The sequence below is a fragment of the Kocuria palustris genome (genome assembly GCF_007666205.1).
Lineage (GTDB): Bacteria > Actinomycetota > Actinomycetes > Actinomycetales > Micrococcaceae > Kocuria > Kocuria palustris_A.
In genome coordinates, this window is record NZ_VDOR01000014.1 from 13121 (window position 1) to 38986 (window position 25866).

Below are 25866 nucleotides of genomic sequence, written 5' to 3' on the forward strand. Positions count from 1 at the left end.
CGCCGCTGTCGGACGGCAGGTGCGAGCAGCGCCCGCAGACGCCGCAGGAGGAGCCGCCCCATGGATCGCCAGCCGCGCGAGGCCCTGATGTACGAGCACATGCTCATGTCCCGCCATGCGCTGCAGGGCTCCGCGCCGCGCCTGCGCCGGGCGACCCTGGAGCGCAGCGCCGCGGTGCTGCTCGCCCGGCTCCAGGCCTCGGGCCCGCAGACCGTGGCGGAGCTCGCCGAGGCCTTCGACCTGGACGTCTCCACGGTGCATCGGCAGGTCGCCGCCGCCATGAAGGCCGGTCTGATCGAACGGGTCGACGATCCCGACGGCGGCACGGCCCGGAAGCACCGGCCCACGCAGGAGGGCGCCTCCCGGCTGCGCGAGGACTTCCGCGGCCGCACCGAGTCGATCGCCGCCGTGACGGCCGGCTGGTCCGAGGAGGACGTCACGCAGCTCGCGCGCCTGATGCGGCGGTTCAACGAGTCCGCGGAGGCGATCCGGGAGCAGCCCTGGCCGCGTGAGGGCTGACCTCCGTGCGGTCGTGCGGGTCGTGCGGGTCGTGCGGGTCAGGCCAGGGGGTCGCCCGCCGACTTGTCGAGGGCCGCGCGCACGAGTGCCGCGGCCAGGCGCGGGAGGTCGTCGGCGGCCACCAGGTCCGCGAGCTCGCCGGGATCCGTCGGCAGCCCGACGCGGCGCGCTCCGTCGAGCGCCTTCCGGTCCAGGACAGGGGCGATCGACGGCCAGACGCCCTGCACCTCGCGGGCGAAGATCGAGGCGCCCGTGGGCCCGATCCCGGGGAACTCCTGCAGCCGCTTCAGCACCTCGTCGGCGGAGCCCGAGGCCTCGCGCAGCCGGCGCAGGTCCCCGCCGTAGGAGTCCAGCACGAGCTGGGCGCCCTCTCCCAGGCGCGTGGCCGTGGACTCGTCGTAGCGCTTGTACCGACCGCGCCCGAGGGCGGCCACGCGCTGCCGCCAGGAGGAGTCGCGCATCTTCTGCGGGGTGCCCAGGTCCGAGCCGATCAGCTCCCGGGCGGCCCCGACCGCGATATCGGCGCTGATCCGGGTCGAGAGCAGCGTGGTCAGCACGAGCAGGCGGTAGAGCGGGGCCGGCTCGTCCTTCAGGGTGATCCCCGCCTGCTCGGCGAAGGTCGTGCCGTGCCGCTCGAGCAGCGCTGCCACCGCGTCCCGGTGCGATCTCGTCATGCTCCGGCCTCCGTCCGGGTCGGCCCTGGGGCGGGCCGCAGGCTCTCGACCACGATCCGCGCTCCGCGCTCGCCGGCTCGGGTGGGCAGCAGGGGGAAGACATGCAGCTGGTCCTCGGCCTCGTGCCACGCGAGCTCGACGCCGACGGCCCGGGCCCGGTCGCGCAGCAGGCGCGCATCGGGGTTCAGGACGTCGCGGGTCCCGGTCAGCACCGTCAGGGGCCCGAGCCCGCGCAGATCCCCGGACAGCGGGCTGACCGCCGGATCCGTCAGCTCGTCGTCGCCCGCCCACTGCGCCGAGAGCACCTCTGCGCCGGGCACGCTCAGCCACGGGTCGATCGGCTCCAGCTCGGGGATCCGCGGGTTCTGCCAGGTGAGGTCCAGGGCGGGCGAGAGCAGCGCGGCGGCGGGCAGCGCGATGCCCTGATCGCGCAGCGCCAGCAGCGCGGAGAGCACGATCTGCCCTCCGCTGGAGTCGCCCGCCGCGCGCACCTGGCCCCCGGCTGCGAGCTCCTGGTGCACGAGCTCCACGACGCCGTCGCGGACCTGTCGGGCCCGGCCCCGCGGGAGCAGCGGGTGGATCGGGACGACGACCCGCTGCCGGGTCTCCCGCGCGATGCGCGCGATCAGCTGCCAGTGCTGCGGGCGGATCTCGTCGACCCAGCCCCCGCCGTGGACGTAGACGACGACCGGGAGGCCCGAAGGATCGCTGCCCCGCCGGCGCGTCGGCTCGACGTCGTAGACCGGCCAGCCGCCCGGATCGGGCAGGCGGCGGCTGATCCTCACGCCTCGCATCCGGCCGGGCGGCCCGAACGGCTGCGGACGCAGGTGCCGCTCGCGGATGCGCTCGCGGGCGCCGTCCTGCGACTCGAACGGGGCGCCGGCGCCCGCGGCGCGCAGGTACGGCGGGATCGCGGCGTCCGGCACGAGGATGCGCATGGCGGGGCCTCCGATCTCGGGGATCTCGGTCGGGCAGGGGCGATCCGAGTCTATTCCGGGGCGCCGATGACGTCGGCGAGCTCGAGCCACTGCGCCATCGAGCGCAGCTGCCCGGTCAGGGCCCCGCGGGCGGCCGCGGGGGCGTCGGGCTCCCAGGTCAGGCGCTGGACGCGCAGGGCGCCGGCGAGGCGATCGGCCTTGAGGTCCGCGCGGGCGACCAGCGTGTCGCCGTAGACGAACGGCAGGACGTAGTACCCGTGCCGGCGCTGGGGCCCGGGCGTGTAGATCTCCAGCCGGTACCGCATCCCGAACAGCGCCTCGGTGCGCTCGCGCTGCCAGACCAGCGAGTCGAACGGGCTGACGAGGGCCTCCACATGGGCCTTCCGCGGACGGCGGGCGGCCGTGTGGAGGTAGGCCGGGCCCAGCCCGCGGACCCCGACCTCCTCGAGCTCGCCGGCGGCCAGCAGATCGGCGACCGCGGCGCGGGACTCGTCCGCCCGCAGGCGGAAGTGATCGCGCAGGGTGCGCAGGCTCGCGATCCCGTGGGCGCGGGCGGCGATGCGGATCAGCTCCACGTGGGCCTCGTGCGCGTCCATGCGCCGCGACCGCTCGAGCAGCTCCGGGGAGAAGACCCGATCGGGCAGCACGTACGTCCGCTCGAACTGGCGATTGCGCCCGCTGCTGACGATCTGCCCCGACCAGAAGAGGAACTCCAGGGCGGTCTTGACCGCGGACCAGTTCCAGCCCCAGGCGTTCTCGCGCCCGGGCACCTCGTGCTCCACGAGCGCGTCGCACTCGCGGGCGGTGAGCGGCCCGTGCTGCGCGACCACCGCTCGGACCCGGTCCACCAGCTCGGGCTGCTCCCGGGCGATGCGGCGGATGCCGCCCCAGGCCTCGGTGCGGGCCCGCTCGCGCCGGAAGGCCAGCAGCGGCCAGGTCGACGGCGGGATCAGGCTGGCTTCGTGGGCCCAGTACTCCACGAGGCGGCGGGGCTGGCGGTCCCGGAGCCGATCCAGCCTGTCCCGGTCGTAGGGACCGAGACGCGAGAAGAAGGGGAGGTAGTGCGATCGGGTGAGCACGTTGACCGAGTCCACCTGGATCACGCCCACGCGGTCGATCACCCGGTTCAGGTGCCGTGCGGTGGCCGCTGCGGGGGCCGGCCGAGGGTCCAGGAATCCCTGGGCCGCCAGCGCGATCCGGCGGGCGGCGGCCGGGGTCAGCTCAGCCATGGCGCGTCCACGACCGTCAGCCGGCATCGATGCCGTGCTCGGCCAGCTTGGCCTCGATGAGCCGGCGGCACAGGTCCTCTGGGATCTCCCGGTCATAGGGCAGCTTGAGGAACCCGGCCCCGGACTCCTGCCCGGCCGCGGCCGCCTCGTCCTGCCATGAGGCGAAGAAGTCGGGGGTGAAGCGCAGCGAGCAGTGCTTGGCGAAGGCCTGCAGCATCCACAGCCGGTCCTTGCCGCTGAGGTAGGCCGGGGTGTTCCAGTGCAGCGTCTCGGCGACGGCGGGAGCATAGCCGAGGCTGATCTCCCGCAGCCGCAGCAGGTGCGGGCGCTGGTGGTCCTCGAGCCGGTCGAAGAAGTCCTGGGGGCTCTGGCGCTTGGGAGAGGGCATGGACCGAGGCTACCGCCGCGCCGACCGGGTCGGGCTCAGCGGCTCAGGATCTCCGTGAGCCGCTCCAGTGCCCGGGAGCAGGTCCGCTGCCGGGCCAGTCCCTCTCGGGCATGGGCTGCGGCGCTGAGCCCGCGCTCGGTCCAGACGAGCTGCACGATGCAGGGGTTCAGTCCCGCCCAGCCCGAGCCGACCATCCCCGTCATGTGCAGCACGGAGCCCCCCGGCCCGGACCATGCCTCGTCGGCCGCGCCGCCGAAGAGCTCCTGCCGCACCGCGCGCACCAGCTCCGGGTCCCGAGGCGCGGCCAGCTCGGCCTCCGCCCCGTCCAGGCGCGTGAGATGCCGGGAGCCGACGCCGGCACCGTGCGCTCCGCCGGCGCTGCCCGCGGCGGTCCCCGCCGTGCCTGCCCCGAACCCGCCGCCGACGGCCCCGCCCATGGCGCCGAGCTCCGCGAGCCGGGCGTCGAGCCGGGCCTCGACCTCGGTCAGGCTCAGCACCGGCGACGCGACGGCGACGGCTCGGCCCCGCAGCAGCAGCGGCATGAGCAGCAGGACCACGCCCCCGAGGCCGAAGAAGGCCGCGCCGATGAGCGGCACGGCGGCCGTCGCCCAGTCCCCCGCGGTCCGGTTCGGACCGCTCAGCGCAGCTGCGGCCATCCCCAGGCACCCGACCCCCATGCCGACGCAGCCCAGCCCCATGAGGACCGGGGCCGCGCCGCTGCCGGCGCCGAGCAGCTGGGAGGCCAGCACCAGGGCGCAGCCGCCGAAGAACGCGACCGCCACGATCCCGACGAGCGGTGCTCCGGCGAAGGCCACGAGGATCCCGAGGGCCGCGAAGAGCAGCGCGACCGCCAGGACCAGGATCTGCAGGACCCCTGCTGTGCGCCGCTTCGGACCGGATGACGGCTGCATGCGCGTGATGCTACCCCGATCATGTGCTAAAGCACATGGCCGGCCCGTCACGGGCTGCGTGATCTCAGGAGCCGGCAGGCCAGTCGTCGCGGACCGGTGCGCCTCCCACGACCACGTCCTCCTGGCGCCCCGTGACCCGTGTCCAGGAGTCCTGGGGGCGGTAGCCGAGCTCGACCATGGTGTTGGTGATGTCCCACCGGCGGTTCGGGTTCTCGGAGATCGCGTAGTACAGCCCGAAGGTCACGTCGGCCTCGATGGCCCGGCGCACCACCTCCACGCAGTCGTCCGGAGACAGCCACATGGCGTGCAGCAGCTCCTCGTCGGAGGCCAGGGGATCCTCGGCGTACCAGCCGATGCGCAGCGAGATGAACTCGAGGCCGAAGGCGTCGTGGTAGTAGCTGCCGAGGGCCTCGCCGAAGGCCTTGGAGACCCCGTAGAGCGAATCGGGACGGGGCAGCGTGGTCGGCAGGACGGGCCACTGCTCGTCGCGGTCGTGCATTCCGAAGGCGTGGTTCGACGATGCGAAGACCACGCGCCGCGCGCCGGCCTGCCGGGCGGCCTCCAGGACGTTGCGGGTGCCCACGATGTTGGTGCTCAGCACGTCGTCCCATTCGGAGTCCGGCGACGAGGCCCCGGCCAGGTGCACCACGGTGTCCACGCCGTCCATCAGCTCCTGCACGGAGCCCAGGTCGCTCAGATCGGCCGTGCGCAGGACCCGCTCCTGCTCCTCGTTCTTGGGGGTGCGGCCGTGCTGGACGATCTCGTAGTCGTGGCCCTTCTCGGTGAGGCGATCGGCCAGCAGCAGCCCGATGCCTCCCGTGGCCCCGGTGATGAGGATGCGACGGGTCTCGGCGGCGGAGGGGGAGGGTGAAGTCGTCATGGCCCCATCCTCGTGCCGGCGCAGGCGATCGGTCCAGGAGCCGCCGTCGGCAGGCTGCCCCCTCGGCGCGGGCCGCCGCCCCGGTCAGGACCGTGCGCCGCGGGATCTGCGCGCGGTCAGGGCACGCGTGCCGCGGCCCACCCGTCGCAGGATCGAGGTCCGCGGATCGGCCGGCCTGCTGACCTCGGCCTCGCCGCCCTCGCCGTGCAGCACCCTCCGGGCCGCGGCGGGGTCCAGGCCGGCGTAGAGCATGACGTCCCAGGCGAGCATCCGGATCAGGTGCTCCGCCGGAGCCGCCTCCCGCTCCCCGCCGGGCAGTGCGGAGAGCACCTCCGGCATGTCGTCGACCACGCGCTGGCGGTTCGCCCGATCCCCCGGATCCTCGGCCAGCCGCCGGATCAGCTCGGCGAGGCCCTGCAGCGCACGGGCGCGCTGCGCCCACAGGCCCCGGTCCTCCCGCAGAGCCAGGCGCACGGCGATGATCGCGTCGTCGCCGATCAGATCGAGGTGGCTCGCGTTCTCCGTCATCGAGACCAGCGGGCGGATCCCCGAGCGGCGGGTCAGGGAGTGCCGGGCCACGCGGCGGCTGCGATCCGTGGCCGAAGCCACCTCGGCGAGGTCGTCGCGCGTGCCGCGAAGGTCGCCCATGGCGGTCTCGGCGGCCCCCGCATCGTCCGCGCGCAGCGCCTCGGAGGCGGCCTCCAGACCGCCCGCCACCGCGGACAGCGCCTGCGATTCGGCCCGGTGCAGCAGGCGCATCGGATCCGGGGAGAAGAGCACCTGGGTGAAGACCAGCGCCACGCCGGCACCGATCAGCGCGTCGATGAAGCGGTGCGGACCGGCGCTGCCGTCGGAGATCGAGACCGTCAGCACGGCGGAGGCCGCGGCCTGGGCGACGACCAGGCGGCTGCCGCCGGCGGCCGTGGCGATCACCAGGGAGATCAGCACCGCGATCCCCAGGGCCGCCGCCTGGTGGGGGACGGCCAGCAGGACCAGCTCGCCGACGGCGATGCCCAGCAGCACGCCCCACAGCAGCCTCAGGGCCTGGACCCCGCGCTCGCCGACATCCGTGTTGAGGGAGATGACGGCGGCGATGGGCGCGAAGAACGGGTCCGAGTGGCCTGCGACCAGGCCCGCCAGGACGAACGCCAGCAGCGCCGCGGCCGCTCGCTGGAGCAGCGTCCAGCCCTCGGCGGCCAGGTTCTCCCGTGCCCTGCTGAGGCGGTCGCCCATGTCAGGCCAGCTTCTTCCCCTTGGTCTCGGGAAGGGCCTTCCACACGAAGACCACGCCGAGGATCGCGAACACGGTGTAGAGCCCGTAGGCGATGTCCAGGCCCGCGTTCGCGAGCACGGGGAACGTCAGGGTGATCAGCCAGTTCATGAGCCAGTTGACGGCCGTGCACACGGCCACGGCGATCGTGCGCAGGTCCGAGTCGAAGAGCTCGCCGAGCATGAGCCACATGACCGGCCCCCACGTGATGCCGAAGGCGATCGCGAAGCCGTTCATGCCGACCAGCGCGGCGATCGCCGCTCCCCGGGGCAGCGCGTCCTCGGCCCCGCCGGCCTGCGCGAACGCGATCGCCATGGTGGCCATCGACGCGATCATGAACAGGCCGCCGCCGATCAGCATGGGCCGGCGCCCCACGCGGTCCATGATCAGGATCGCCACGACGGTGGCCAGGATGCTCAGCCCGGCGGTCAGCATGCTCACGCCGAACGAGGCCTCGGTGGGCACGCCGACCGACTGCCAGATGGTGTTGGAGTACATCTTCACCACGTTGATGCCCACGAGCTGCTGGAAGGCCGCCAGCAGGATCCCGGCCCACACGATGCCCTGGAGCCCCAGGCGGCTGCCGCGCAGGTCCTTGAGCGAGGCCCTCGACTCGCGGTGCTCGAGCTTGTCGCGGATCCGCTCGAAGCGGCCCTCGACGTCGTCGCCGCCGGCGCGGTCGATGAACGCGCGCGCGGAGTCGTGGTCGCCCAGGCGGATGGCGTCGGGCGGGGACTGCGGGAGCCGCAGCGCGATCAGGAGGTAGACCAGGGCGATGACCGCCACGACGGCGAACATCCAGCGCCAGGCCTCCATGCCCCACAGCTGCGCCGTCTCCGAGCCGGCCGCGCGCGCGACGAGGTAGCCGGAGGCGAGGCCCAGGAACTGCCCCAGGACGATGGCCATCTGCCAGAACGTGCCCATGGTGCCGCGGATCCGCGGCGGGGAGACCTCGCTGACGTAGGCGGGGACCACCGCGCTGGCGGCGCCGATGCCCAGGCCCGTGCAGATGCGGAAGATCAGGATCAGCCAGAACCCGGCCGCGAACTGGGTGACGACCGAGCCCACGAGCATCAGAGCGCCGGCCAGCGCCATGACCCGGGTGCGCCCGATCCGCTCGGAGACGTCGCCGGCGAACCAGGCGCCGACGGCCGCGCCGATCATTGGCGATCGAGGTGATCAGCCCCGTCTGGAAGGAGCTGAGCTCGAGCGAGGGCGAGATCCCGTTGATCGCCGAGTTCATGGTGGACATGTCGAAGCCGAACAGGAAGCCGCCGATCACCGCGCCCAGGGCGAGCAGCGTGATGAATCGGGTGGGTCCCGAGGTCCGGGAGTCGGTCGGAGCGGATGCGGGCATGGGGATCCTCGGAATCGCTGAGTCGGGGGTGCGGGGCCTCGGCGGGCCCGCCCTTCACCGTATCCCGCTCCCGGAGGCCGGCGCCCGCCGCACGTTGCCGCCGTCACGCCCCACCCGGTCCCCGCGCCGCGCATGATCCACCATGATGGACAATCACGCGCAGATGATGGCATTCTGCGCCCATGGCAGATGATCTCGCCCCGGCTCTGGCGCGCACCATGCTCGAGGCGCGCACGCGCCTCGGCCTGTCCGCGGCGGCCCTCGCGGAGCGATCCGGGGTGTCCCGGGCGATGATCTCCAGGATCGAGCGCGGCGAGGCCCACCCGACCGCGGTGCTGCTCGGCCGCCTCTCCGGTGCCCTGGGCATGACGCTCTCGGAGCTGATCGCCCTGGCGGAGGGCGGCGACGATCCTCTCACCCGGGCCGCCGATCAGCCGGTCTGGACCGACCCCGCCACCGGGTACTCGCGCCGCGCCGTGTCCCGGCCGTCCGATGCCGCGCTCGAGCTGGTGGAGGTGAGCCTCCCGCCGGGGGCCGAGGTCGGCTACCCCGCGGAGGCCTACCGCTTCCTCGATCAGCTGGTGTGGATGCTCGCCGGGTCGCTGCGGATCCGCTCCGGGGCGCAGGTCCATGACCTGTCCCCCGGCGACTGCCTGCGCTTCGGCCCGCCGCAGGACACGGCGTTCATCAATCCGTCGGACTCGCCCGCCCGGTACCTCGTGGTGCTCGGCAAGCGCGGCCCGCGCACGTGAGCCCGGGCGAGCCCCGCCCGCTCCCGAGAGCCCCGAGAGAAGGAGGCCTCCTCATGGCCCAGCATCCGATGCACCCGCCCACCGTGCCCGTCGACCCCTCGTGGGGCCCCGACAGCGTCGTCGTCCAGGCGGGGCGCCCGGAGCGCACCGCGGGCGCTCCCATGAACCCGCCGGTCACCCTGAGCAGCACCTACGTCCACGACACCGACCGGGCCTACGGCCGCGACGGCAACGACGGCTGGATCGCGCTCGAAGCGGCCCTGGGTCAGCTCGACGGCGGCCGCGCGGTCGTCTTCGCCTCGGGACTCGCCGCGGCGACGTCGATCGCCGACCTGGTGCCCGTGGGCGGGACGATCGTGCTGCCGTCGTCGGCGTACTACGGCGTGGCCCACCTGTTCGCGCGGCTGGCGGACCAGGGCCGGCTCGCGGTGCGCACGGTGGATGCCGGCGACGCCGCGGCGGTGCTGGCCGCGGCCGAGGGGGCGGACGTCGTGTGGATCGAATCGATCGCGAATCCGACCATGGTGGTCTCCGACGTCGCGGCCATCGCCGAGGGGTCGAAGCGGCGCGGGGCGCTCACGGTCGTCGATGCGACCTTCGCCACGCCGCTGCGGCAGCGCCCGCTCGAGCTCGGAGCGGACATCGTGCTGCACTCGGCCTCCAAGATCATCGGAGGCCACTCCGATCTGCTGCTGGGGGCCGCGATCTGCGCCTCGGAGGAGCATGCCCAGCGCCTGGCGGCCCATCGTCACGATCACGGGTCGATCCCCGGGGCGCTCGAGACGTTCCTGACCGTGCGGGGCCTGCGGTCCCTGGACGTGCGCCTGGAGCGGGCCGAGTCGAATGCGACCGAGCTGGCCCGCCGCCTGGAGGGGCACCCTCGGGTCACGCGGGTGAACCGCCCGGATCTGCCCGACAGCCCGGAGCGCGCCAGGGCCGAGCGGGCACTGCCCCGGGGCTGCGGGAACATGCTCTCCTTCGAGCTCGACGCGACGCCGGAGCAGACCGACGAGATCCTCGTGGGCCTGTCCCTGCTGACCCACGCCACGAGCCTGGGCGGCGTGGAGACAGCGATCGAGCGACGGACGCGGTGGGCCGCCGAGGAGGCCGCAGGGGTTCCCATGACGCTGTGCCGCGTCTCCGTCGGCATCGAGGGCATCGACGACCTCTGGGCCGATCTGCAGGCCTCGATCCGCCGCGTCCTGGGCTGAAGCTCAGCGCATGAGGCGGCTGAGCAGCCGGTGCGCGCTGCGGCGCCCGAGCCGCTTGCCGTAGGCCTGCGGGCCGCTGCGCATCGCGCGCACATCGCCCTGCATCCGTCGTGCCCTGAAGAGCCAGTTCAGCATGGTCCCGTCCTCCTGGTGGTCGATCGGCGGAGCCCCGGCGGCCCGGCCGCCGAATCTCGACGACGCCGAGCAGGGGCTGCGTGGTTCCGGCCAGCGTAGGGCCTCCGGACGCTCCGGCGGGAGAGCTCGCTCCGGATCGAGCTCTCTGGCCGCCGGAGCATCCGGGGCATCCGTCGCCCGCTCAGCGGCCCCGGAGGTCCTGGGCGAGCATGACCAGGATCCCGCTGGGGCCCCGGAGGTAGGTCAGGCGGTAGACGCCCTCGTAGTCCGCGACGCCGCGCAGCGGCCGGCAGCCGTGCTCGGCCGCCGTCGCGAGGGCCGCGTCCAGGTCATCGACCTGGAAGGCGACCCGATGCATGCCGATCTCGTGCGGCTGCGTGGGCGTGGTCGGAACGGCCTCGGGGTGCACGTACTCGAAGAGCTCGAGGCGGCCGCTGCCGTCCGGGGTCTCGAGCATCGCGATATGGGCATGGTTGCCGTCCAGGCCCACGGTGGTGTCGGCCCACTGCCCGCGCACGGTGTCCCGGCCGATGACCGTGAGGCCGAGATCCGTGAAGAAGGCGACGGCGGCGTCGAGGTCCGCCACGGCGATGCCGACGTTCTCGAGTCTGATGCTCATGCCCGCACGCTAGCGCAGGGACGCCCGCCCTCAGGCCTCGACGGCGGCGGCACATGCCGCGACGATCGCCGCGGCGGCCTCGATCGCCTCCGCGACGTCCTGAGCGGTGGCCGTCGGACGGGCCTCGTCGGGGTACTCGGTGCTGTTGCGCACCTGCCGCATCCACTCGAACTCGGCCAGGGCGTCGTCGTGGACGTAGGCCGCGGCGGCGACCCCGGTGTTCACGTGCGCGCCGCCGACGGGCCGGGCCCGCAGCCCGTGGTCGGCGAGCACGCCGGCGAGCGCCTTGCGCGCGGCGTCATAGGCCGCGGTGAAGGCCATGGCCACGTCCTCGGTCCCGGAGAGCATCCGCGCGGTGCGCAGGTGCCGCTGCGCCGTGGCGATCACGCTGCGCGCATGCTCCGGATTCGGGCTCACGCGCTCGAGCTTCCGGGCCCGGAGCATCTGCTGGATCTCCGCCGGCGCCTCAGGCACGGACCGCTCCCGTCATGACGTCGACGACGGGGCGGCTGCGGACCGTCCGGACGAACGGGGACGCATCCTGCGACTCCCACTCCCGCGGCGTCAGACGAGTGATGCTCACGGGGGCGCCCAGCGCCTCGGTCGCGCGGGCGGCGATCTCGGTGAGCCGGCGGCGCGGGGTCTCCCCCACGACCAGCACGTCGATGTCGCGCGGGAAGCCCCCGGGCTCACCGGCTCGCCGGGCGGCCCACGAGCCGTAGATCAGGACCCGGTCGACGCCCTCGACGCCGTCGAAGGCCTCGCGCAGCACCGGCACCGGCCCGTAGGCGGATTGGATGATCTCGCGCATGGGCGCATGCAGCGGATGGTCCTGATCGGCCTGCACCATGCGGCTGCGCCCCTCCTGCCGATCGCGGAGGATGCCGCTGTCGACCAGTCTCCCCACCTCGCGATGGACCACCGCGGGGCTGACCCCGGTGCGGCGGCCCAGCTCGGCCAGGGAGAGCTCGCGGGCGGGATGCCCCAGCGTCTCGGCCAGGATGGCGCCCACGGCATCCGAGCGCACGAACGGCGTCAGCTGCGGGGGAAGAGTCTTCACAGAACCGGAAGATATATTCCGTTTATGGGAAGCGTCAAGGCCCGCCGCCCGCTCAGCGAGAATCGGGGCGGCGACGCGCGCGGATCCTGTTCCACCACCGCTGGTAGGTCTTGACGAGCCCGCCGACGACGAACGCCGCGAAGACCGTCCCCTCCCGGACCCCCTGGAGCTCACCGGACAGCCACAGGGAGAGGATCACCGCCAGGATCACCAGGAACCAGTCGAAGCACTGCTTGACCGTGCCGAACTGCCACCCCGAGACGGTCGCGATCGCCGCGACGATCCCCTCCCCGGGGATGTAGAGGATCCGCGGCAGCACCTGGATGAACACCCCGATGGACACCAGGACTGCCCCCAGGATCACCAGCAGCCACTGCTGCAGGTAGTCCGCCGGCTGCAGGAATCCCGTCAGGCGCAGGGAGACGTCGCACAGCCAGCCGAAGATCACGGCGACGGCGATCTGGAGGATGTTGATCGGGTGGAACCTGCGCCGCAGCAGGATCGCCTGCACCGCCACGAACACGAGGTTCATGAGGATCGTGATCCGGCCGAAGCTCAGCGGGAGGGGCCCGGCCAGCGCGGCGGGGACGGTCGAGATGGGCGAGGTGCCCAGCGCGGCGTGGACGGACACCGCGATGCCGACCGACATGATCCCCACGCCCGCCGCGAAGAGCAGCCAGCGCACGGGAAGGCCGAACTCGGGGGCGGGCATGGCCGGCCGGGCCGGCGGCTCGGAGGACTTCATGCCGAGGACCCTACGTCGGGGCGGGGGCGACCCAGGACCGCCGTCCGCTCAGCCCCGCTCGGCGACCCGTCCGACGAAGCCGAGGATCTCCGCCTCGACCTCCGCGCGCGTCGCCGGCTCGTTGTGCACCTCGTGGCGGACACCGGGGAACACGCAGGCGCGCACGTCGTCGTGGCCGCTGTCGCGAAGCCGGTTGGCCACGTGGAGCGCGCCTTCCCCGTACCCGGCGACCGGGTCCTGCTCGCCGGCCAGGATCAGCACGGGCAGACCGGTCGGCAGCGCGGAGTACCAGGACTCGCCGTTCGCCTGGTCGTAGAGGTCCACGAAGCCCTGCAGGAAGCGCGAGCTCAGGGGCGCGCCGAAGTTGTTGAAGGGGTCCCGGCCGTGATCCGCCACGACGTCGGCGTCGGCGGCGACCCAGGCGGTGGGCCCGGCATCCTCTCCGAAGCGCTCCAGGAAGCCGTCGAACAGCTGCCCGGCCAGGTGGTCCGGCGCTGGCTCGGCCCGGTCCTCCCCGGCGGCGAGGCGGGCGAGCTCGGCACGGTCCACCGAGTCCTCGATGCCGCGCATCTGCGCCGCGATGCCGCACAGGGCCAGACCGGCGAGCTGCGCCTCGGGACGCGAGGCGAGGACGCGGGCGATCATCGAGCCCCAGCTGTGGCCGAAGACCACGTACGGGACGTCGGGCAGCTCCTGGCGGACCCTGCCCTGCAGGGTCATCTCGTCGTCGACGACGACGCGGGCGGCCTCGTCGCCGGCATCGCCCCAGATCCCGGACTGCATGGCCGTGCGGCCGTGCCCGGCGTGGTCCCCGCCCACGACGGCATATCCCGCATCGAGAAGCGTGCTGATGAGGTGGAGGTAGCGCCTCGAGTGCTCGCCGAGGCCGTGGACGATGTGCACGACGGCCCTGGGCTGCGTGACCGGGGTGTGGAGCCAGGCCTGGATGGTGTCCCGGCCGTTGGCCGACGTGAACTCGAGCTCGTGCAGTGCCATGCGAGGCTCCTCTGCTGATCGATGCCGCGGCCACCGGCCGCCGATGTCGGCAGGTTATACCCGGCGGCATCGGGAATTGAGAAACCGCCCGGTCGCGCAGCGGGTCGAGCGGCAGACTTCCTGGTCGATCGGTCGGACACGTCGCACCGAGGCACGTCATGGAGGCCGAGGAGCCGCCGCGCATGCTCCGTGACACCGCCTCGCAGGACGGCCGCGGCCGCTGCCGGTCAGGGGCCCGTCGACGCTGATGAATGTACATTCATGTTAGGCTCCCAGGGACCGCTCAGGGTCTGCGAGCGGCCGCCCGCGTCGAACTGGAGCCCACCCGTGCCCGATATCAGCCGCCGCACCGTTGCCAGGAGCGTCGCCTGGGCCGTCCCCACCATCGCCGTGGCCGCCGCCGCGCCGGCCTACGCCGTCTCCCCCGGCAACCGCGTCGCGACCATCGGCGGGGGCGCGCCCGCGTACTACGGCTGGGGCGCCAACACGACCAACCCCAGGACCACGGCGACCACCACGCAGAAGCTCGAGTTCGCGGGTCAGGTCTCGCTGAGCGACCTGCCGAGGGACGCGGTCATCACCGGCATCAGCTACACGTACTGGTTCCAGAACCGCGTGGACACCGACACCAATCCCAACGGAGCCTCCGGTGCCCACGGCCCGGGCATCTACGTCCCGGGCAACGCCCGGGCGTCGACGTACAGCCCCGGGGTCTGCACCGTGAGCGGCAGCACGGTCAACGGCTGCCGGTTCACCTACGGGTCCGCCGCCATGTCAGCGCCCACCGACGGCAACACCAACACCAGGACGAACCCGTTCACCTCGGGCAGCGCCTCGGGGGCGGTGCGGACGAACCTGACGCAGCACACCTTCGACAACGGCCGGACGACCCTCGCGTGGCAGTTCGTCTTCACCGGGGATCCCGCCAAGGCGAACGCGCTGCTGACCACGGATGCGGAGGGCTACAAGCACCTGGCACTGCAGTCCACCCCGCAGATGAACGTCACCTACACCAACGTCCTGCAGAATCACCCCGCCCAGCGGACGATCCAGGTGGACCGCTTCTCCACGGTCACCTACACCTCCGGCGGACGGACCCACACCCTGACGCGTCGCATCGGCAACTCGGTCTTCTGCAACTCGAGCGCTCAGCCGGGCGGCGTGAACATGTGCTGACGGGCCCGCCGGTCCTGCGCTGACGAACGGCATCCCGCCTGCCCATCCTTCGGATCGGAAGGCGGGATGCCGTCGTTCCGGCCCCGCCGGGTTCTGCGCGGATTCAGCCGAAGGTCAGCACGATCTTGCCGACGGCCTCTCCGGAGCGCAGCCGGTCAGCGGCCTGCTGCGCGTCGGCGACGTCCACCGTGGAGTCGATGACGGGCCGGATGTCGCCCCGCGCGACCGCGGGCAGGACGGTCTCCTGAAGCGCCTCGAGAATCGGCAGCGTCTCCCAGTGTCGGGAGAAGCCGAACGAGACCCCGTGTACGCTCAGGTGCCGGTAGGACAGCGCATCGAGGTCGATCGTCGACGACGGGCCGGCCAGGCGCCCGATGTTCACCACGTGCCCGTCCTCGGCGGCCGCCGGGAGGCACTGCGCGAACGTGTCGCCGGCGATGTGGTCCAGCACGACGTCGACCCCGCGACCGTCCGTGGCGGCGAGCACGGCCCGCGTGAGGTCCTCGTCATCCGTCACGATCACCGTGTCGACACCGAGGTCCGCGAGCAGATCCCTCTTGCCCGCGCTCCGGGTGGTCCCGATGACCTGAGAGGCGGACAGGGCCTTCGCGATCTGCACCCCGATCATGCCGATGCCGGTGCTCGCGCCGGTGACGAGCACGCTCTGCCCGGGCTCGAACCCGGCCGCGGTGAGGGCGCCGAACTCGGTCAGCAGGGCCGTGGGCAGCGCGCAGGCCACGGCCGGCTCGAGGCCGGCCGGCCGAGGCAGCACGAAGCGATGATCGGCCACGAGGAATTCGGCGAACGACGACGGGAACGTGCCCATCACCGGGTCGCCCACCGCCCAGTCCCCGGCCTCCGGGCCGGCGGCGGCGATCTCGCCGGCGTACTCGAAGCCGGCGACGGACTCCTCGCCGGAGCCGCCGTTCGCGGGATCCGCCTCGGCCAGCATCGGCAGATCGGCACTGTTGGTCGCCGAGGCGCGATTGCGGATCAGCACCTGGCCCTTCCCGGGCTCCGGGGCCGGCATCTCGTCGAGGACCCATTCGGGTCCTCGACCGGCGATCAGGGCGCGCATGGTCTCGGTCATCGACTCCTCCGTCCGGTCGTCGTGGATGAGCCCGTCACTTGCCGCTGTACACAGGGAAGTCGCTGGACTCCCCGTAGTCGCTGGCCTGCAGATCGCGCAGCGTCGCCATGTCCTCGTCGGAGATCACGAAGTCCACGGCTGCATTGGAGCGCATGTGCTCGGGGTTGGCGGTCTTCGGCAGCGAGACCGCCCCCAGCTGCAGCGTGTAGCGGATGCACAGCTGCGCCACGGAGACGTCGTACGTCTGCGCCATGGCCTGCAGGTCGGGGTGGCGCAGGATCTCGCCGTGGCCCATGGGCGAGTAGGCCTCGATGAGGATCCCCTGCTCCCGGCAGCAGTCGATCAGCTCGTGCGGGGTGTTGCCCGGGTGGGCCAGCACCTGGTTCACGTGCGGGGTCACCGTGCCGTGGTCGATGACGTTCCCCAGATCAGCCGGCAGGAAGTTGGAGACGCCGATGCTGCGCAGCTTCCCGGCTCGGTGGGCGTCCTCCAGGGCGCGCCAGGCCTCGCGGTTGCCCTCGGCGTAGTCGCCGCCGCGGAAGTCGTCCCACGGCTGCGGGGCATGGATCAGCATGAGATCGAGGTGGCCGATCCCCAGCCGCTCCAGGGACTCGTCGATCGCTGCGACGGCCCCGTCGTAGTCCTTGATCTCCGCGGCGAGCTTGGAGGAGACGAACAGCTCCTCGCGCGGGACGCCGCTGGTGCGCACGCCCTCGCCCACGCCGCGCTCGTTGCCGTAGGCCTGAGCGGTGTCGATGTTCCGGTAGCCGATCTCGATCGCGGTGCGAACGGCCTCCGCGGCCTGGTCGTCCTCGATGAACCACGTGCCGAGTCCGAGCACGGGGATCTCGACGCCCCCGGTCAGGGTGGTCTTCTCGTTCAGGATGCTCATGCGCTCTCTCCGTTCTCCTGCGCGGTGGCGGGCAGTCGCCCGTACGTCTCCTCGTCGACGGGCTCGAGCCACTCGTTGCTGACGTCCTCGCCCGGCGTCACGAAGGCGACGTGGGAGAACCACGAGTCCGCCTTGGCGCCGTGCCAGTGCTTGAGACCTGCCGGCACCCGGATCACGGAGCCGGGGCCCATGCTCACCGGGTCCTGGCCCTCGGCCTGATACCAGCCCGAGCCGGCCGTGCACATGAGGATCTGGTCCCCGGCGCCGTCGCTGCCGTGGTGGATGTGCCAGTTGTTGCGGCAGCCCGGCTCGAACGTGATGTTGGCGACCGGCACGGCGCCGTCGGCCAGGGGCGCGTTGTAGCTGCGGCCGATGAAGTACTCGGCGAAGGCCTCGTTGGGCTCGCCCTGGGGGAAGATCTGGTCGAAGTCGTTCTGGGTCATCTCGTCATTCCTTCGGGGTGAGGGTGTGATCGTCCGAGTCCGGGGATCCGGAGGCAGCGGCCCGATCGGTGGCCGCCAGGCTGGCCAGCAGGTCCAGGCGCTCCCGGCTGGGCGAGCCGGGCTGTGCGGCGTAGATCATCAGGAACAGCCCGGGCTCCGCGGTCAGCTCCATCCCCTCGAAGGTCAGGGTGAGATCCCCGACGGCGCAGTGGTGGAACTCCTTGGTCCCGGAGCCGTGGCGGCGCACGTCGTGGGCGCCCCAGCGGGTGCGGAAGGCGTCGCAGCGAGTCGACAGCTCGCCGATCAGATCGTGCAGCTGCGGGTCCCGAGGGTCGTGGCCCGCGCCGGTGCGCAGGATGGCCACGGTGATGTCGGCGGCCTTGTCCCAGTCCGGGTAGAACTCCCGCGCGCGCTCGTCCAGGAAGCAGTGCCGCGCCAGATTGCCCTGGCCGGGGCCGTCGAAGACCTCCCGGTAGAACACCCGGGCCAGGTCGTTGACCGCCAGCAGGTCCAGGCGCTCGTTGCGCACGAAGGCCGGGCCGTCGGTGATGGCCTCCAGCGCCCGGACGAGGCTCTCGCGGGGCTCCCAGCCGCGGGCCCTGCGGCGCCGTACGGGCTGCCCGCCGCCGTTGGCGATGCGGGCGAGGTCGAAGAGGTGCTCGTGCTCGGCATCGTCGAGCTGCAGCGCGCGGGAGATGGCCGTCAGCACGGCATCCGAGACACCGGCCAGGCTCCCCCGCTCGATCTTGGCGTAGTACTCCGGGCTGACGTCGGCCAGCATCGCGACCTCGCTGCGCCGCAGGCCCGGCACGCGGCGCTGGCCCGAGACGGTCAGCCCCGCCTGCTCCGGCCCGATGTTCGCGCGGCGGGTCATGAGGAACTCCCGCACGTCGTCCCTGATCTCCATGCGGACCACCGTAGGCCCGGCGCCCGAGCGCCAGGGAGTCTCCGGTGGTGCACCCCTCGTCGGGGCCGCTCGGGTCGCCTACAGGTCTGAGCGCCCCGCCCCGTCTCAGGGGCGGAGGCACAGGCCGCGGGCCCTGCCGAAGAGCTCGATCGTCTGGTCCTCGGTGAAGCCGTCGATTCCGGGCAGCAGCAGGTACGGCACCTCGAAGCGCAGGTACGGCCGGGGCCCGACGCGGCGCTGCCACCAGAGGCTCTGCGCGCGGACCATGGCGCGGCCCTCGGGGCTCAGCGGCATGACCGGGCAGAGCCCGCCGACGTCGTTCTTCACGCGGATCCGGCGGCGCTCAGGCGGCCCCAGGACGCTCCACGGCAGCGGGCCGATGCCCCGCAGGCTCACGCCGAGGCCGTCGAGCACCACCGGCTGCTCCTCCACGCGCCATCGGCTGCCGATGCTCCGGATCGCCACCGCCGCCCCGACGCCGGCCAGAAGCCCGACGAATGCCAGCAGGACACCGAGCGGGATCAGCAGCGACCAGAGGCCGATCTCCTGCAGCGCCGCGCCGAGCGGCACCAGGAGGACGCCGACGACGCCGAGGGAGAGCAACACCGCAGCGGCGACCCGCTGACGCCCCAGCCAGCGGGCGACGACGTCGGAGCGGCGGCCGGGCAGCATCACCGCGCCCCGAGCGCGCAGATGCTGCAGGGTCGCGTCAGGCGTCACGACGATCCGCTGCATGGGCACAGTATGCATCGGCGAAAGACTCGCCTCGCGCCGAATATCAGCCATCATTCCGATGAAGCCGCGCAGACCGGGACATGGCATCCTGCGGCTGCTTCTCAGGACTTCCTGGACGTGCGAATTCGCCGACTAGCGCGATGACGTGCTGTCCAGCATCACACGGAATGTCTCGACGCCGCTCACGGAACCAGGACCGCGCGCCCCTGGACCCGGCCGTGGTGGAGGTCGTCGAAGGCCTGCACCGCGTCGTCGAGGGAATAGCGATTGACCTGCACGCCGATCCGGCCGTCCTCGGCGAGCTGGATGACCTCGCGCAGCTCCGCGACGGTGCCGCCGTACGGGCGCTCGATCTGGATGCCCCACGGGATCGGGCCGCCGTTGCCCACGAGGTAGTCCAGTTGAGCGCCCCCGAGCCCGACGAACATGATGGCGCCCCCGTTGCGCACGGTGTGCACTGCCAGGTCGGCCGTCGGCTGCACGCCGACGAAGTCGAGGACCACGTCGGCTCCCTTGCCGTCGGTGGCCTCGAGCACGCGGTCGGCGGCCTGCGCGTCCGATGGCAGCGCCAGATGCACTCCGTGCTCCTGGGCGTACTTCACCTTCTCCGGATCGGTGTCCAGCGCGATGATGCGCGCGCCCGTCGTCGCCTTCAGCAGCTGGATGCCCATGTGGCCCAGGCCGCCGAGCCCGATCACGACGACCGTCGCGTCCCCGGTGAGGCGGGGCCGCACCCGGTTGATGGCGTGCATGGGCGTGAGGGCGGCATCGGCCAGCGGCGCGGCGTCCGCCGGATCGAGCTTGTCCAGCGGCACCAGGTTGTGAGGCTTCACGACCAGGTGCTCGGCCATGCCGCCGGGGCTGCCGATGCCGGGGCACAGCGGAGCGAGCGCATCGCGCGGGTAGGCGACCTCGCAGTAGTTGTCGCGGCCCTTGGCGCACTCGCGGCAGTTGCCGCAGGACAGGATGAGGGACACGACCGCCCGATCGCCGGGCTGCCAGCCCCCGACCTTGTCGCCGACCCGATCGACCGTGCCCGCGGCCTCATGGCCGAGGATGCCGCCGACCCAGGGGCTGTCGTCTCCCGACCCGATGATCGCCAGGTCCGAGTGGCACACGCCGGCGCCGCCGATCTTCAGCAGGACCTCATCGGGGCCGGGCTCCGGGGCCGGCCGGTCGACGACCTCGATCTCGTTGTTCCGGGCAAAGATCACGGCGCGCATCGGGTTCCTCCGGGACTCGCGGATGAGAGCTGGTTCACTCACCAACCTAGGCGCCCGCCACGCCGGCAGTCACGGGCCTGCGCAACTGTGAAGCCGGCACCTTCAGGCCACCCGGAGAGCGACGAGGCGTCACCGCTGCGCTCTGCATCCCCACCAGGAGAGAACACCCATGGCCGACATCGCCGACCACGGCGCGTACATCGCGGCCGCATCCGAGCGCTTCCGGCCCGTCCTCCGCAATCTCCGGGACCTGCTCCGAACGGCACTTCCGGAGGCGGAGGAGATGGTCGCCTACGGCATGCCGGGGTTCAGGCTCCGCGGCTCGGTCGTCGCCGGCTGCGCGGCCTTCAGCAGGCAGGCCGGGCTGTATGTCCTGGGCCCGGCTATCTCGGAGCATGCCGAGGAGATCGCGGAAGCCGGCCTGAAGGCGACCAGGACCGGCATCACCTTCCCGCCGAGCAAGCCGCTCCCGGATGACCTCGTGATGCGGCTGGCGCGGACGTCGAGCCGGCATGCCGACGACTGAGCCCGTCCGGTCTCCAGCGCGCTCAGGCGGCCTTCTCCAGGTTCAGCAGCGCCGTCTTGGCCTCCAGCCCGCCGATGTAGCCGCCCAGACCGCCGTCGGCGCGAAGGACCCGATGGCACGGCACCACGACCGGCAGCGGATTGGTCGCGCACGCCGTGCCGACCGCGCGCACGGCCCTGGGGCTGCCGACGATCTCGGCGACCTCCTTGTAGGACTGCGTGCGCCCGTATCCGATATGCGGCAAGTGCCCCTGCACGGCCCGGCGGAATCCCGACGACAGCGCGAGGTCCAGGGGCAGATCGAAGGCGCGCCGGGCCCCGGCGAAGTACTCGTCCAGCTCGGCTGCCGCCGCGTCCAGCCGGCGGGGGGCCGCGAGCACTCGCGGGCTGATCCGCTGGGCCAGCGACTCCAGCACGGCGTCGAAGCCCTCGCGCTCGAAGGCGACCCGCACGAGACCGGCTTCGGTCGCGGCCAGCAGCAGCGGCCCGAGCGGCGAGTCGATCGTCCGGTAGGCGATGTCCACGAGCCCGTGCTCCCCGGCCGCCGCGTCCAGACGGGCGCGCAGGTCGATCATCGCGGTGGGCTCGAGCGGGAAGCGGACGGCGCTCTCGGTGTCCGCGCCGTCGTCGGCCGGACGGCCCGCGCCCGAAGCTGTGCTGATCGTCATCGCGATGCTCCCTTCGTCTCCTCGCCCGCCGTGTACGTCTGCCGGAGGCGCTTCATGCCGTCGGCCGCCGCGCGGCGCACGGCCTCTGGGCTGCCGCCGATCAGCTCGGCGGTCTCGGCGTGCGGCAGACCGCCGAGGTAGTGGTAGGCGATCGCGAGCCGCTGACGTTCCGGCAGGGCGGCGACGTCGGCCCACACCTCGGACCCGTCGTCTCCCGGTCTCCCATGCCGCGACGGGCGCTCCGGGAGGTCGTCGCTGGGGATCGCGTGCCGAGCGTGCGCCCGGGCGATGTCGATCGTCTTGCGGTGGGCGACGCGCACCAGCCAGGCCTCCACGTTCGTGTCCTCCGGCAGCTCCGGCCAGGACCTCAGTGCGGCCAGGAAGGTCTCGGACCAGGCGTCGTCGGCATCCGCTCCGGGCCCCAGCACGGCGCGGCAGACCCTCAGCACGGTCGCCCCGTGCCGCTGCACCGCCCGTTCGAATGGCTGCTTCATCGTCATCACACCGTAGACGCGCGGGCGAGGGGCGATGTGAGGTCTGGATCCGGATGAGCTGCGGGGCCATGGACCCGGGCGGTTCGGTCCCGGCGGCCCCGGACGGCCGTCCGCACAGGCGTGGATACGACGCGGTCGCGGCGCCAGCCGGCTAATCGCCCCGGCAACGCTTCACCGACTCGTCGAGTCCTCTGTCAAGGAGGGGGCCCGAGGACAGCTCCGAACCCTGATATCGCTGATGGTCACCGTGGCAGGGGGGGGCACTGGCCCGATCGGACGGTCAGACGTTGAAGCGGAACTCGACCACGTTATGGACAGAACTATCGTCACGAGCGCTCAAACTTGCGCGCCCTTGACAGGCCAGGTAGGATCGCGTCAAGTTCTCGATCACCGCGACCGCAAGGTGTTCGAGAAGGGATCACCCCACGTGGGCTGTGGTGAGCAGCGCATAGTCAGCACCGGGTAGCGCCGGGAACCACGTCGAGATTGAGATACAGACGACCCGGCAGGGAGTGACTTCTCCCGTAAGGCACGGAAGTCCCTCAGGGCCCAGTGGAGCATCGCGCACGGCGACCGGGAAAGTAGCCGGACAACTATTCCCCCGTCTCCGGACAGTTCAAGCTGTCTGGAGTTGTCATGGGGTACTCCCCGCCTCCCTCGTCCGACCTCACCCACTATCTCAACCTCACCGATGCCGTCGAACTTGGCTTCGGCGCGTATCAGACCCTTCGGCGATACATTGCCCAGGGCAAGCTTCCTGCGGTCAAAGTTGGAGGCCGCATCAAGGTTCTGCGGTCTGACCTTAATGCCCTCGCGGTCCCAAAGCGACAGCCCACCTTCGAGGAGGTCGAGGCCGCCGCAGAACGTCTCGCCAGCTCCGCTCCCCCGCTGAGCGACGCCCAGGTCCGTCGCCTCAGCGCGATCTTCGGCGGTGCGGCATGAGCGCCGGGCTCGCGTGCACGAAAGACCTCTTCTTCCCGCACGGCACCACTGAAACCCCTGGTAGAACGGCAATGGCGGCAGCGCCGTATGGGGAGCAGCCCCATGACGCCGCCGCCGCCGATGCTCGCGACCCGGTCGATGCGGCGGGCTGGTCTCGGACAGTGGTGGCAGACTCGGCGACGTCGCGGAAGTACCCGGCCCAGTTCGAGGTCCTGACTCGTTCAATAGCACGCGGAGCGCGCGGCGCTGCCGGCTTCGGGCAGTACCCCTCGGTGGCCGCGATGTCCACGGATCAGGATTCCATCGTCATCGGCTTCGACACCGAGTTCGTGACTGTCGATCTGATGGATGCCGACCGTGTATGGGTCGGCGAGGACGAGCACATGGTGCGGAAGATTGTGTCCTACCAGTTCGCCACGATTGACCCTCTCGATGACTCCCAGCTCCGGCTCTGCGTGGTCATCCCCCGAAGCTACAGGGGGCCGCGCGGCTCTCGTACGGCGCGGCTGTCCTTCGAGAAGGGCCTTGAGATCGCGATCATGAGCCTGGGTCTTCATGAGCACAGGCTCGCAGTTGGTTGGACTGACAAGGGCGTCTCGGCGCAGTCTGCCATCGGTGACGACGGCAAGTCCCACCCCTCGGTGTGGTTCAAGCACAGTCCCGAGGGGACGCCCAGGGCGTTGCCGATCACCTTGGTCGCGCACTACCAGCACGCCGACCTGACTACTTTCGTCGACCGCCGGAAGGCGATCAACGTCTGGAACCAGGCGTATCCCGGTCGGTCGAAGACGCTGTCTGATCGTGCGGGTTGGGACGGTCGACGTGCCCGGTGGCTGGACGGTCGTGCGCCGGACATTCTCCGCACGGTGATCTCGGCCAGCGCGGGCATGGTGTCGAACAAGCCCGCCCGCATGGTGCTTTCCGGCGAGAACTGGCGGTGGAAGCTGCCGGTGGAAGTCTCGATCCGCGACACGATGGCGCAGAGCGGTGCTGAGCCGCTCAAGGCACTCGGTGCGGCGATCGGGGCGCCGAAGCTGGATGTTCCTGGTGACTGGATCACCCGGATGGACGAGTACTTCGACGTGCATCCTGCGGAGTTCCTCGACTACGCGGCGAATGATGCCGTGATCGCTCTGGAATACGTGAGCCAGCTATACGGCGATCACCGTGCTGTCCCGTTGACCTTGCCCACTGCTGCGGCGAAGGCGGTGAAGGGCCTTATCCAGGACGAGCTGGGCGAGGGCCGCGACTTCAATACCGTCTTCGGCGGACTCCACAAGGTGACGAAGACCCGCGAGGGTGCTGCCGGTGTAGACGAGCAGCAGCTCGACTTCTACCGCGTCCGGGCGCTGGAGCCGATCGACGGCGCTGCGGCGACGTGGATCCATGCTGCGGCGATGAGCTTTCGAGGCGGGTACAACATGTCTGCCGAGCTTGGGCTGTTCGCGCGCGTGACCAGTGACTTCGATCTTCAGTCCTGCTACCCCACGTCCAGTTCGACGATTTGGGATGTCGACTACCAGCATCCCGATGGCGTGATTCTGAAGACGGTGAACAACGCCGACCTCACGCTGTCCGACTTCAAGACCCCACTCACGCCGTTCCTCGGGTTCGTGAGCTTCGAGTTCCCGAGCACGGTCGCGTTCCCTTCGTTGCCGGTTCCGGTCGAGGGGTCGATGGTCTATCCGCTCACAAGCGGTGGTGCTCGTGGGGTCTGGGCAACCGGTCCCGAGGTCTGGCTCGCCCTCACGCTTGGCGCGACTGTGACCTGTCAGATCGGCCACTTCGGACGGGTCCTCACCGATGAGCATGGTGAGCCCTCTCGGCTTCTCCGGGGTGCGTACAAGCAGCTCCTCGATGACCGTGCGCGGGCCAAGGCGGAGTTCGGTGCGAAGTCGTTCGAGCAGAACGTCCTGAAGCTGATGGCGAACTCTCCCTACGGCAAGCTGGCGCAGGGAGTTATGGGCCAGCGGGGCTGGGATGCCTGGGCGCAGGAACGTGATGCGGTCGGCGGGTCCGCGATCACCTCACCCTGGCACGCGTGCATGACTACCGGCCTCGTGCGCGCGGTTCTGCTTGCGACGCTGAACCAGCTTCACAACCTGGGCTACAGCACGCCGTCCTGCACTACGGACGGATTCATCACGGATGCCGATCTGGACGTGGTCGACAGCCTCGACCTTTTCGGGCTCGGTCCGATCTGGCGTGAGTCCCGGCTCGCGCTGACCGGTTCGCAGGGGATGTGGGAGCGCAAGCACCAGCAGACCGACCTGCTCAACATCACTACCCGGGCGAACTTCAGCCGACAGCCTGCCGGCGTCCTGGCACACGGTGGCTACAAGCTTCCAGAGGGCATCGAGCAGGACAGCCAGGCCGACCGCGACCTCATGTACGAGCTCATGGCGAGTCGTGAGGGCGCACTTCCGGTGACGATGAAGGTCTTTCCCTCGGTGCAGGAACTGACCCGCATCGACAAGCGGCTGGACTTCGCGCCGCGCGTGGTCCACAAGGAGCAGACCATCGAGTTCGACCGAAAGCGCCGCCCCGTCCCCGATGGGATGTCGGTCGACGTCATCGACATCGACGGCGTCCAGCATGAGGTCGCCCATGTGCACACCGTGCCCTGGGATTCTCCCGAGCAGGCCACGTTGGGGCGTTCGGTCGACCAGGGCCTCAAGGAGTGGGACGACGGCCTCGGCGAACCCGTGTGGATTCGCTCCCCCGTTCGGCGGACTGTCGAGCAGTGGAAGGACTACTTTGCGCGGCTCGACGCTCTGCTCGATGAGGACGGTTCGATCGCCCATGCAGCGCAGCTGGAGCACATCGCCAAAGGCATCGTGATCGCCTTCCGCCAGGAGATCATCGACATCCCGTGGCTCCATCCGGGACGGCCTCTGGCAGACAGGCTCGATGCGTTCGAAGCATTCGGGCTGCCTCGCGTGAAGGAGCGGTTCTGGTCGCACGCCCGGTCGAAGGCCGAGCGCCAGATCGACATCGACCTGGAGGCGATCCGCCCCTACGTCAAGTGGATGCAGGCGATCGACCCCTTTGACGAGTCGGCTTCTGCTGGCGCTTCGTGAGGTGGTG

30 protein-coding genes are annotated in these 25866 nt (G+C 71.5%); 8 read left to right on the forward strand and 22 right to left on the reverse strand.

What is annotated here, in order from left to right:
* The first annotated feature begins 60 nt into the window (after window positions 1-60).
* Window positions 61-519 carry a MarR family winged helix-turn-helix transcriptional regulator gene (locus tag FSY66_RS10970; protein ID WP_144794874.1) on the forward strand — a complete coding sequence of 153 codons (459 nt, stop codon included), beginning with the start codon at window positions 61-63 and terminating at the stop codon, window positions 517-519.
* Between the two features lie 38 nt (window positions 520-557).
* Here the strand turns inward: FSY66_RS10970 and FSY66_RS10975 are convergent, their stop codons facing one another.
* From FSY66_RS10975 to FSY66_RS11010, 8 genes are all read right to left on the reverse strand, one after another.
* On the reverse strand, window positions 558-1193 hold the full coding sequence (locus tag FSY66_RS10975) for an HhH-GDP family DNA glycosylase (RefSeq protein WP_144794876.1): 636 nt from the start codon (window positions 1191-1193) through the stop codon (window positions 558-560).
* Complete coding sequence (locus FSY66_RS10980) at window positions 1190-2131, reverse strand: alpha/beta hydrolase fold domain-containing protein (protein ID WP_144794878.1); 942 nt, start codon at window positions 2129-2131, stop codon at window positions 1190-1192. Before FSY66_RS10980 ends, FSY66_RS10975 begins: the two co-directional genes overlap by 4 nt.
* A 50-nt stretch (window positions 2132-2181) precedes the next feature.
* Complete coding sequence (locus FSY66_RS10985; RefSeq protein ID WP_144794880.1) at window positions 2182-3360, reverse strand: winged helix-turn-helix domain-containing protein; 1179 nt, start codon at window positions 3358-3360, stop codon at window positions 2182-2184.
* A 16-nt stretch (window positions 3361-3376) separates the two neighbouring features.
* On the reverse strand, window positions 3377-3748 hold the full coding sequence (locus FSY66_RS10990) for an iron chaperone (RefSeq protein ID WP_144794882.1): 372 nt from the start codon (window positions 3746-3748) through the stop codon (window positions 3377-3379).
* 35 nt (window positions 3749-3783) lie between these two features.
* Window positions 3784-4659, reverse strand: coding sequence for a hypothetical protein (locus tag FSY66_RS10995; RefSeq protein WP_144794884.1), 876 nt, complete (start codon window positions 4657-4659; stop codon window positions 3784-3786).
* A gap of 64 nt (window positions 4660-4723) precedes the next feature.
* Window positions 4724-5539, reverse strand: a complete 816-nt coding sequence (locus tag FSY66_RS11000; protein WP_144794886.1) for an SDR family NAD(P)-dependent oxidoreductase — start codon at window positions 5537-5539, stop codon at window positions 4724-4726.
* 84 nt (window positions 5540-5623) lie between these two features.
* A complete protein-coding gene (locus FSY66_RS11005) occupies window positions 5624-6772 on the reverse strand; it encodes an FUSC family protein (RefSeq protein ID WP_144794888.1) in 1149 nt (382 codons plus the stop codon).
* A gap of 1 nt (window position 6773) precedes the next feature.
* Complete coding sequence (locus FSY66_RS11010) at window positions 6774-7973, reverse strand: sugar porter family MFS transporter (protein WP_144794890.1); 1200 nt, start codon at window positions 7971-7973, stop codon at window positions 6774-6776.
* Window positions 7974-7984: 11 nt separating this feature from the next.
* Here FSY66_RS11010 and FSY66_RS11015 point away from each other — a divergent pair, with 11 nt between their 5' ends.
* From FSY66_RS11015 to FSY66_RS11025, 3 genes are read left to right on the forward strand one after another with little or no spacing between them, the layout of a single operon-like run.
* A complete protein-coding gene (locus tag FSY66_RS11015; protein ID WP_144794893.1) occupies window positions 7985-8302 on the forward strand; it encodes a hypothetical protein in 318 nt (105 codons plus the stop codon).
* 46 nt (window positions 8303-8348) lie between these two features.
* Complete coding sequence (locus FSY66_RS11020; RefSeq protein WP_144794895.1) at window positions 8349-8918, forward strand: helix-turn-helix domain-containing protein; 570 nt, start codon at window positions 8349-8351, stop codon at window positions 8916-8918.
* A gap of 53 nt (window positions 8919-8971) precedes the next feature.
* Complete coding sequence (locus FSY66_RS11025) at window positions 8972-10129, forward strand: trans-sulfuration enzyme family protein (RefSeq protein ID WP_260853659.1); 1158 nt, start codon at window positions 8972-8974, stop codon at window positions 10127-10129.
* A gap of 3 nt (window positions 10130-10132) precedes the next feature.
* Here FSY66_RS11025 and FSY66_RS12950 read toward each other — a convergent pair whose 3' ends face one another.
* The 6 genes from FSY66_RS12950 to FSY66_RS11050 form a co-directional block, all read right to left on the reverse strand.
* Complete coding sequence (locus FSY66_RS12950; protein ID WP_260853660.1) at window positions 10133-10264, reverse strand: hypothetical protein; 132 nt, start codon at window positions 10262-10264, stop codon at window positions 10133-10135.
* A 181-nt stretch (window positions 10265-10445) separates the two neighbouring features.
* A complete protein-coding gene (locus tag FSY66_RS11030) occupies window positions 10446-10883 on the reverse strand; it encodes a VOC family protein (RefSeq protein ID WP_144794897.1) in 438 nt (145 codons plus the stop codon).
* Window positions 10884-10913: 30 nt separating this feature from the next.
* Window positions 10914-11357: a HEPN domain-containing protein gene (locus tag FSY66_RS11035; protein ID WP_144794899.1), complete on the reverse strand. Its 444-nt coding sequence runs from the start codon at window positions 11355-11357 to the stop codon at window positions 10914-10916.
* Window positions 11350-11943 carry a MarR family transcriptional regulator gene (locus FSY66_RS11040; RefSeq protein WP_186304549.1) on the reverse strand — a complete coding sequence of 198 codons (594 nt, stop codon included), beginning with the start codon at window positions 11941-11943 and terminating at the stop codon, window positions 11350-11352. The genes FSY66_RS11035 and FSY66_RS11040 overlap by 8 nt, the downstream gene beginning before the upstream one ends.
* 52 nt (window positions 11944-11995) lie before the next feature.
* A complete protein-coding gene (locus tag FSY66_RS11045; RefSeq protein ID WP_222115534.1) occupies window positions 11996-12688 on the reverse strand; it encodes a YczE/YyaS/YitT family protein in 693 nt (230 codons plus the stop codon).
* Between the two features lie 48 nt (window positions 12689-12736).
* Complete coding sequence (locus FSY66_RS11050; RefSeq protein ID WP_144794903.1) at window positions 12737-13684, reverse strand: alpha/beta hydrolase; 948 nt, start codon at window positions 13682-13684, stop codon at window positions 12737-12739.
* Between the two features lie 327 nt (window positions 13685-14011).
* On the opposite strand from FSY66_RS11050, the gene FSY66_RS13060 reads away from it, so the two are divergent.
* On the forward strand, window positions 14012-14860 hold the full coding sequence (locus FSY66_RS13060) for a hypothetical protein (RefSeq protein WP_144794905.1): 849 nt from the start codon (window positions 14012-14014) through the stop codon (window positions 14858-14860).
* Window positions 14861-14963: 103 nt separating this feature from the next.
* Here FSY66_RS13060 and FSY66_RS11060 read toward each other — a convergent pair whose 3' ends face one another.
* From FSY66_RS11060 to FSY66_RS11085, 6 genes are all read right to left on the reverse strand, one after another.
* Window positions 14964-15950, reverse strand: a complete 987-nt coding sequence (locus FSY66_RS11060; RefSeq protein WP_144794907.1) for a quinone oxidoreductase family protein — start codon at window positions 15948-15950, stop codon at window positions 14964-14966.
* Between the two features lie 34 nt (window positions 15951-15984).
* Window positions 15985-16842, reverse strand: coding sequence for an aldo/keto reductase (locus FSY66_RS11065; protein ID WP_144794910.1), 858 nt, complete (start codon window positions 16840-16842; stop codon window positions 15985-15987).
* Window positions 16839-17285 carry a cupin domain-containing protein gene (locus FSY66_RS11070; RefSeq protein WP_144794913.1) on the reverse strand — a complete coding sequence of 149 codons (447 nt, stop codon included), beginning with the start codon at window positions 17283-17285 and terminating at the stop codon, window positions 16839-16841. The genes FSY66_RS11065 and FSY66_RS11070 overlap by 4 nt, the downstream gene beginning before the upstream one ends.
* Window positions 17286-17289: 4 nt before the next feature.
* Window positions 17290-18192 (reverse strand): helix-turn-helix domain-containing protein, encoded by a 903-nt coding sequence (locus FSY66_RS11075; protein ID WP_144794915.1) that lies wholly within the window; start codon window positions 18190-18192, stop codon window positions 17290-17292.
* A gap of 105 nt (window positions 18193-18297) precedes the next feature.
* Window positions 18298-18942 carry a hypothetical protein gene (locus tag FSY66_RS11080; protein ID WP_144794917.1) on the reverse strand — a complete coding sequence of 215 codons (645 nt, stop codon included), beginning with the start codon at window positions 18940-18942 and terminating at the stop codon, window positions 18298-18300.
* A 167-nt stretch (window positions 18943-19109) separates the two neighbouring features.
* Window positions 19110-20150, reverse strand: coding sequence for an alcohol dehydrogenase catalytic domain-containing protein (locus FSY66_RS11085; protein WP_144794919.1), 1041 nt, complete (start codon window positions 20148-20150; stop codon window positions 19110-19112).
* A gap of 169 nt (window positions 20151-20319) precedes the next feature.
* Here FSY66_RS11085 and FSY66_RS11090 point away from each other — a divergent pair, with 169 nt between their 5' ends.
* Window positions 20320-20676 carry an iron chaperone gene (locus FSY66_RS11090; protein ID WP_144794921.1) on the forward strand — a complete coding sequence of 119 codons (357 nt, stop codon included), beginning with the start codon at window positions 20320-20322 and terminating at the stop codon, window positions 20674-20676.
* 22 nt (window positions 20677-20698) lie between these two features.
* On the opposite strand, the gene FSY66_RS11095 is transcribed toward FSY66_RS11090, so the two are convergent.
* Window positions 20699-21250, reverse strand: coding sequence for a methylated-DNA--[protein]-cysteine S-methyltransferase (locus tag FSY66_RS11095; protein WP_260853663.1), 552 nt, complete (start codon window positions 21248-21250; stop codon window positions 20699-20701).
* An 89-nt stretch (window positions 21251-21339) separates the two neighbouring features.
* Window positions 21340-21837: an RNA polymerase sigma factor gene (locus tag FSY66_RS11100; RefSeq protein WP_144794925.1), complete on the reverse strand. Its 498-nt coding sequence runs from the start codon at window positions 21835-21837 to the stop codon at window positions 21340-21342.
* Window positions 21838-22473: 636 nt separating this feature from the next.
* Here FSY66_RS11100 and FSY66_RS11105 point away from each other — a divergent pair.
* Both FSY66_RS11105 and FSY66_RS11110 read left to right on the forward strand, forming a co-directional pair.
* Window positions 22474-22779, forward strand: coding sequence for a helix-turn-helix domain-containing protein (locus FSY66_RS11105; protein WP_009374917.1), 306 nt, complete (start codon window positions 22474-22476; stop codon window positions 22777-22779).
* Complete coding sequence (locus FSY66_RS11110; RefSeq protein ID WP_260853661.1) at window positions 22776-25859, forward strand: DNA-directed DNA polymerase; 3084 nt, start codon at window positions 22776-22778, stop codon at window positions 25857-25859. Before FSY66_RS11105 ends, FSY66_RS11110 begins: the two co-directional genes overlap by 4 nt.
* Window positions 25860-25866 lie beyond the last annotated feature (7 nt).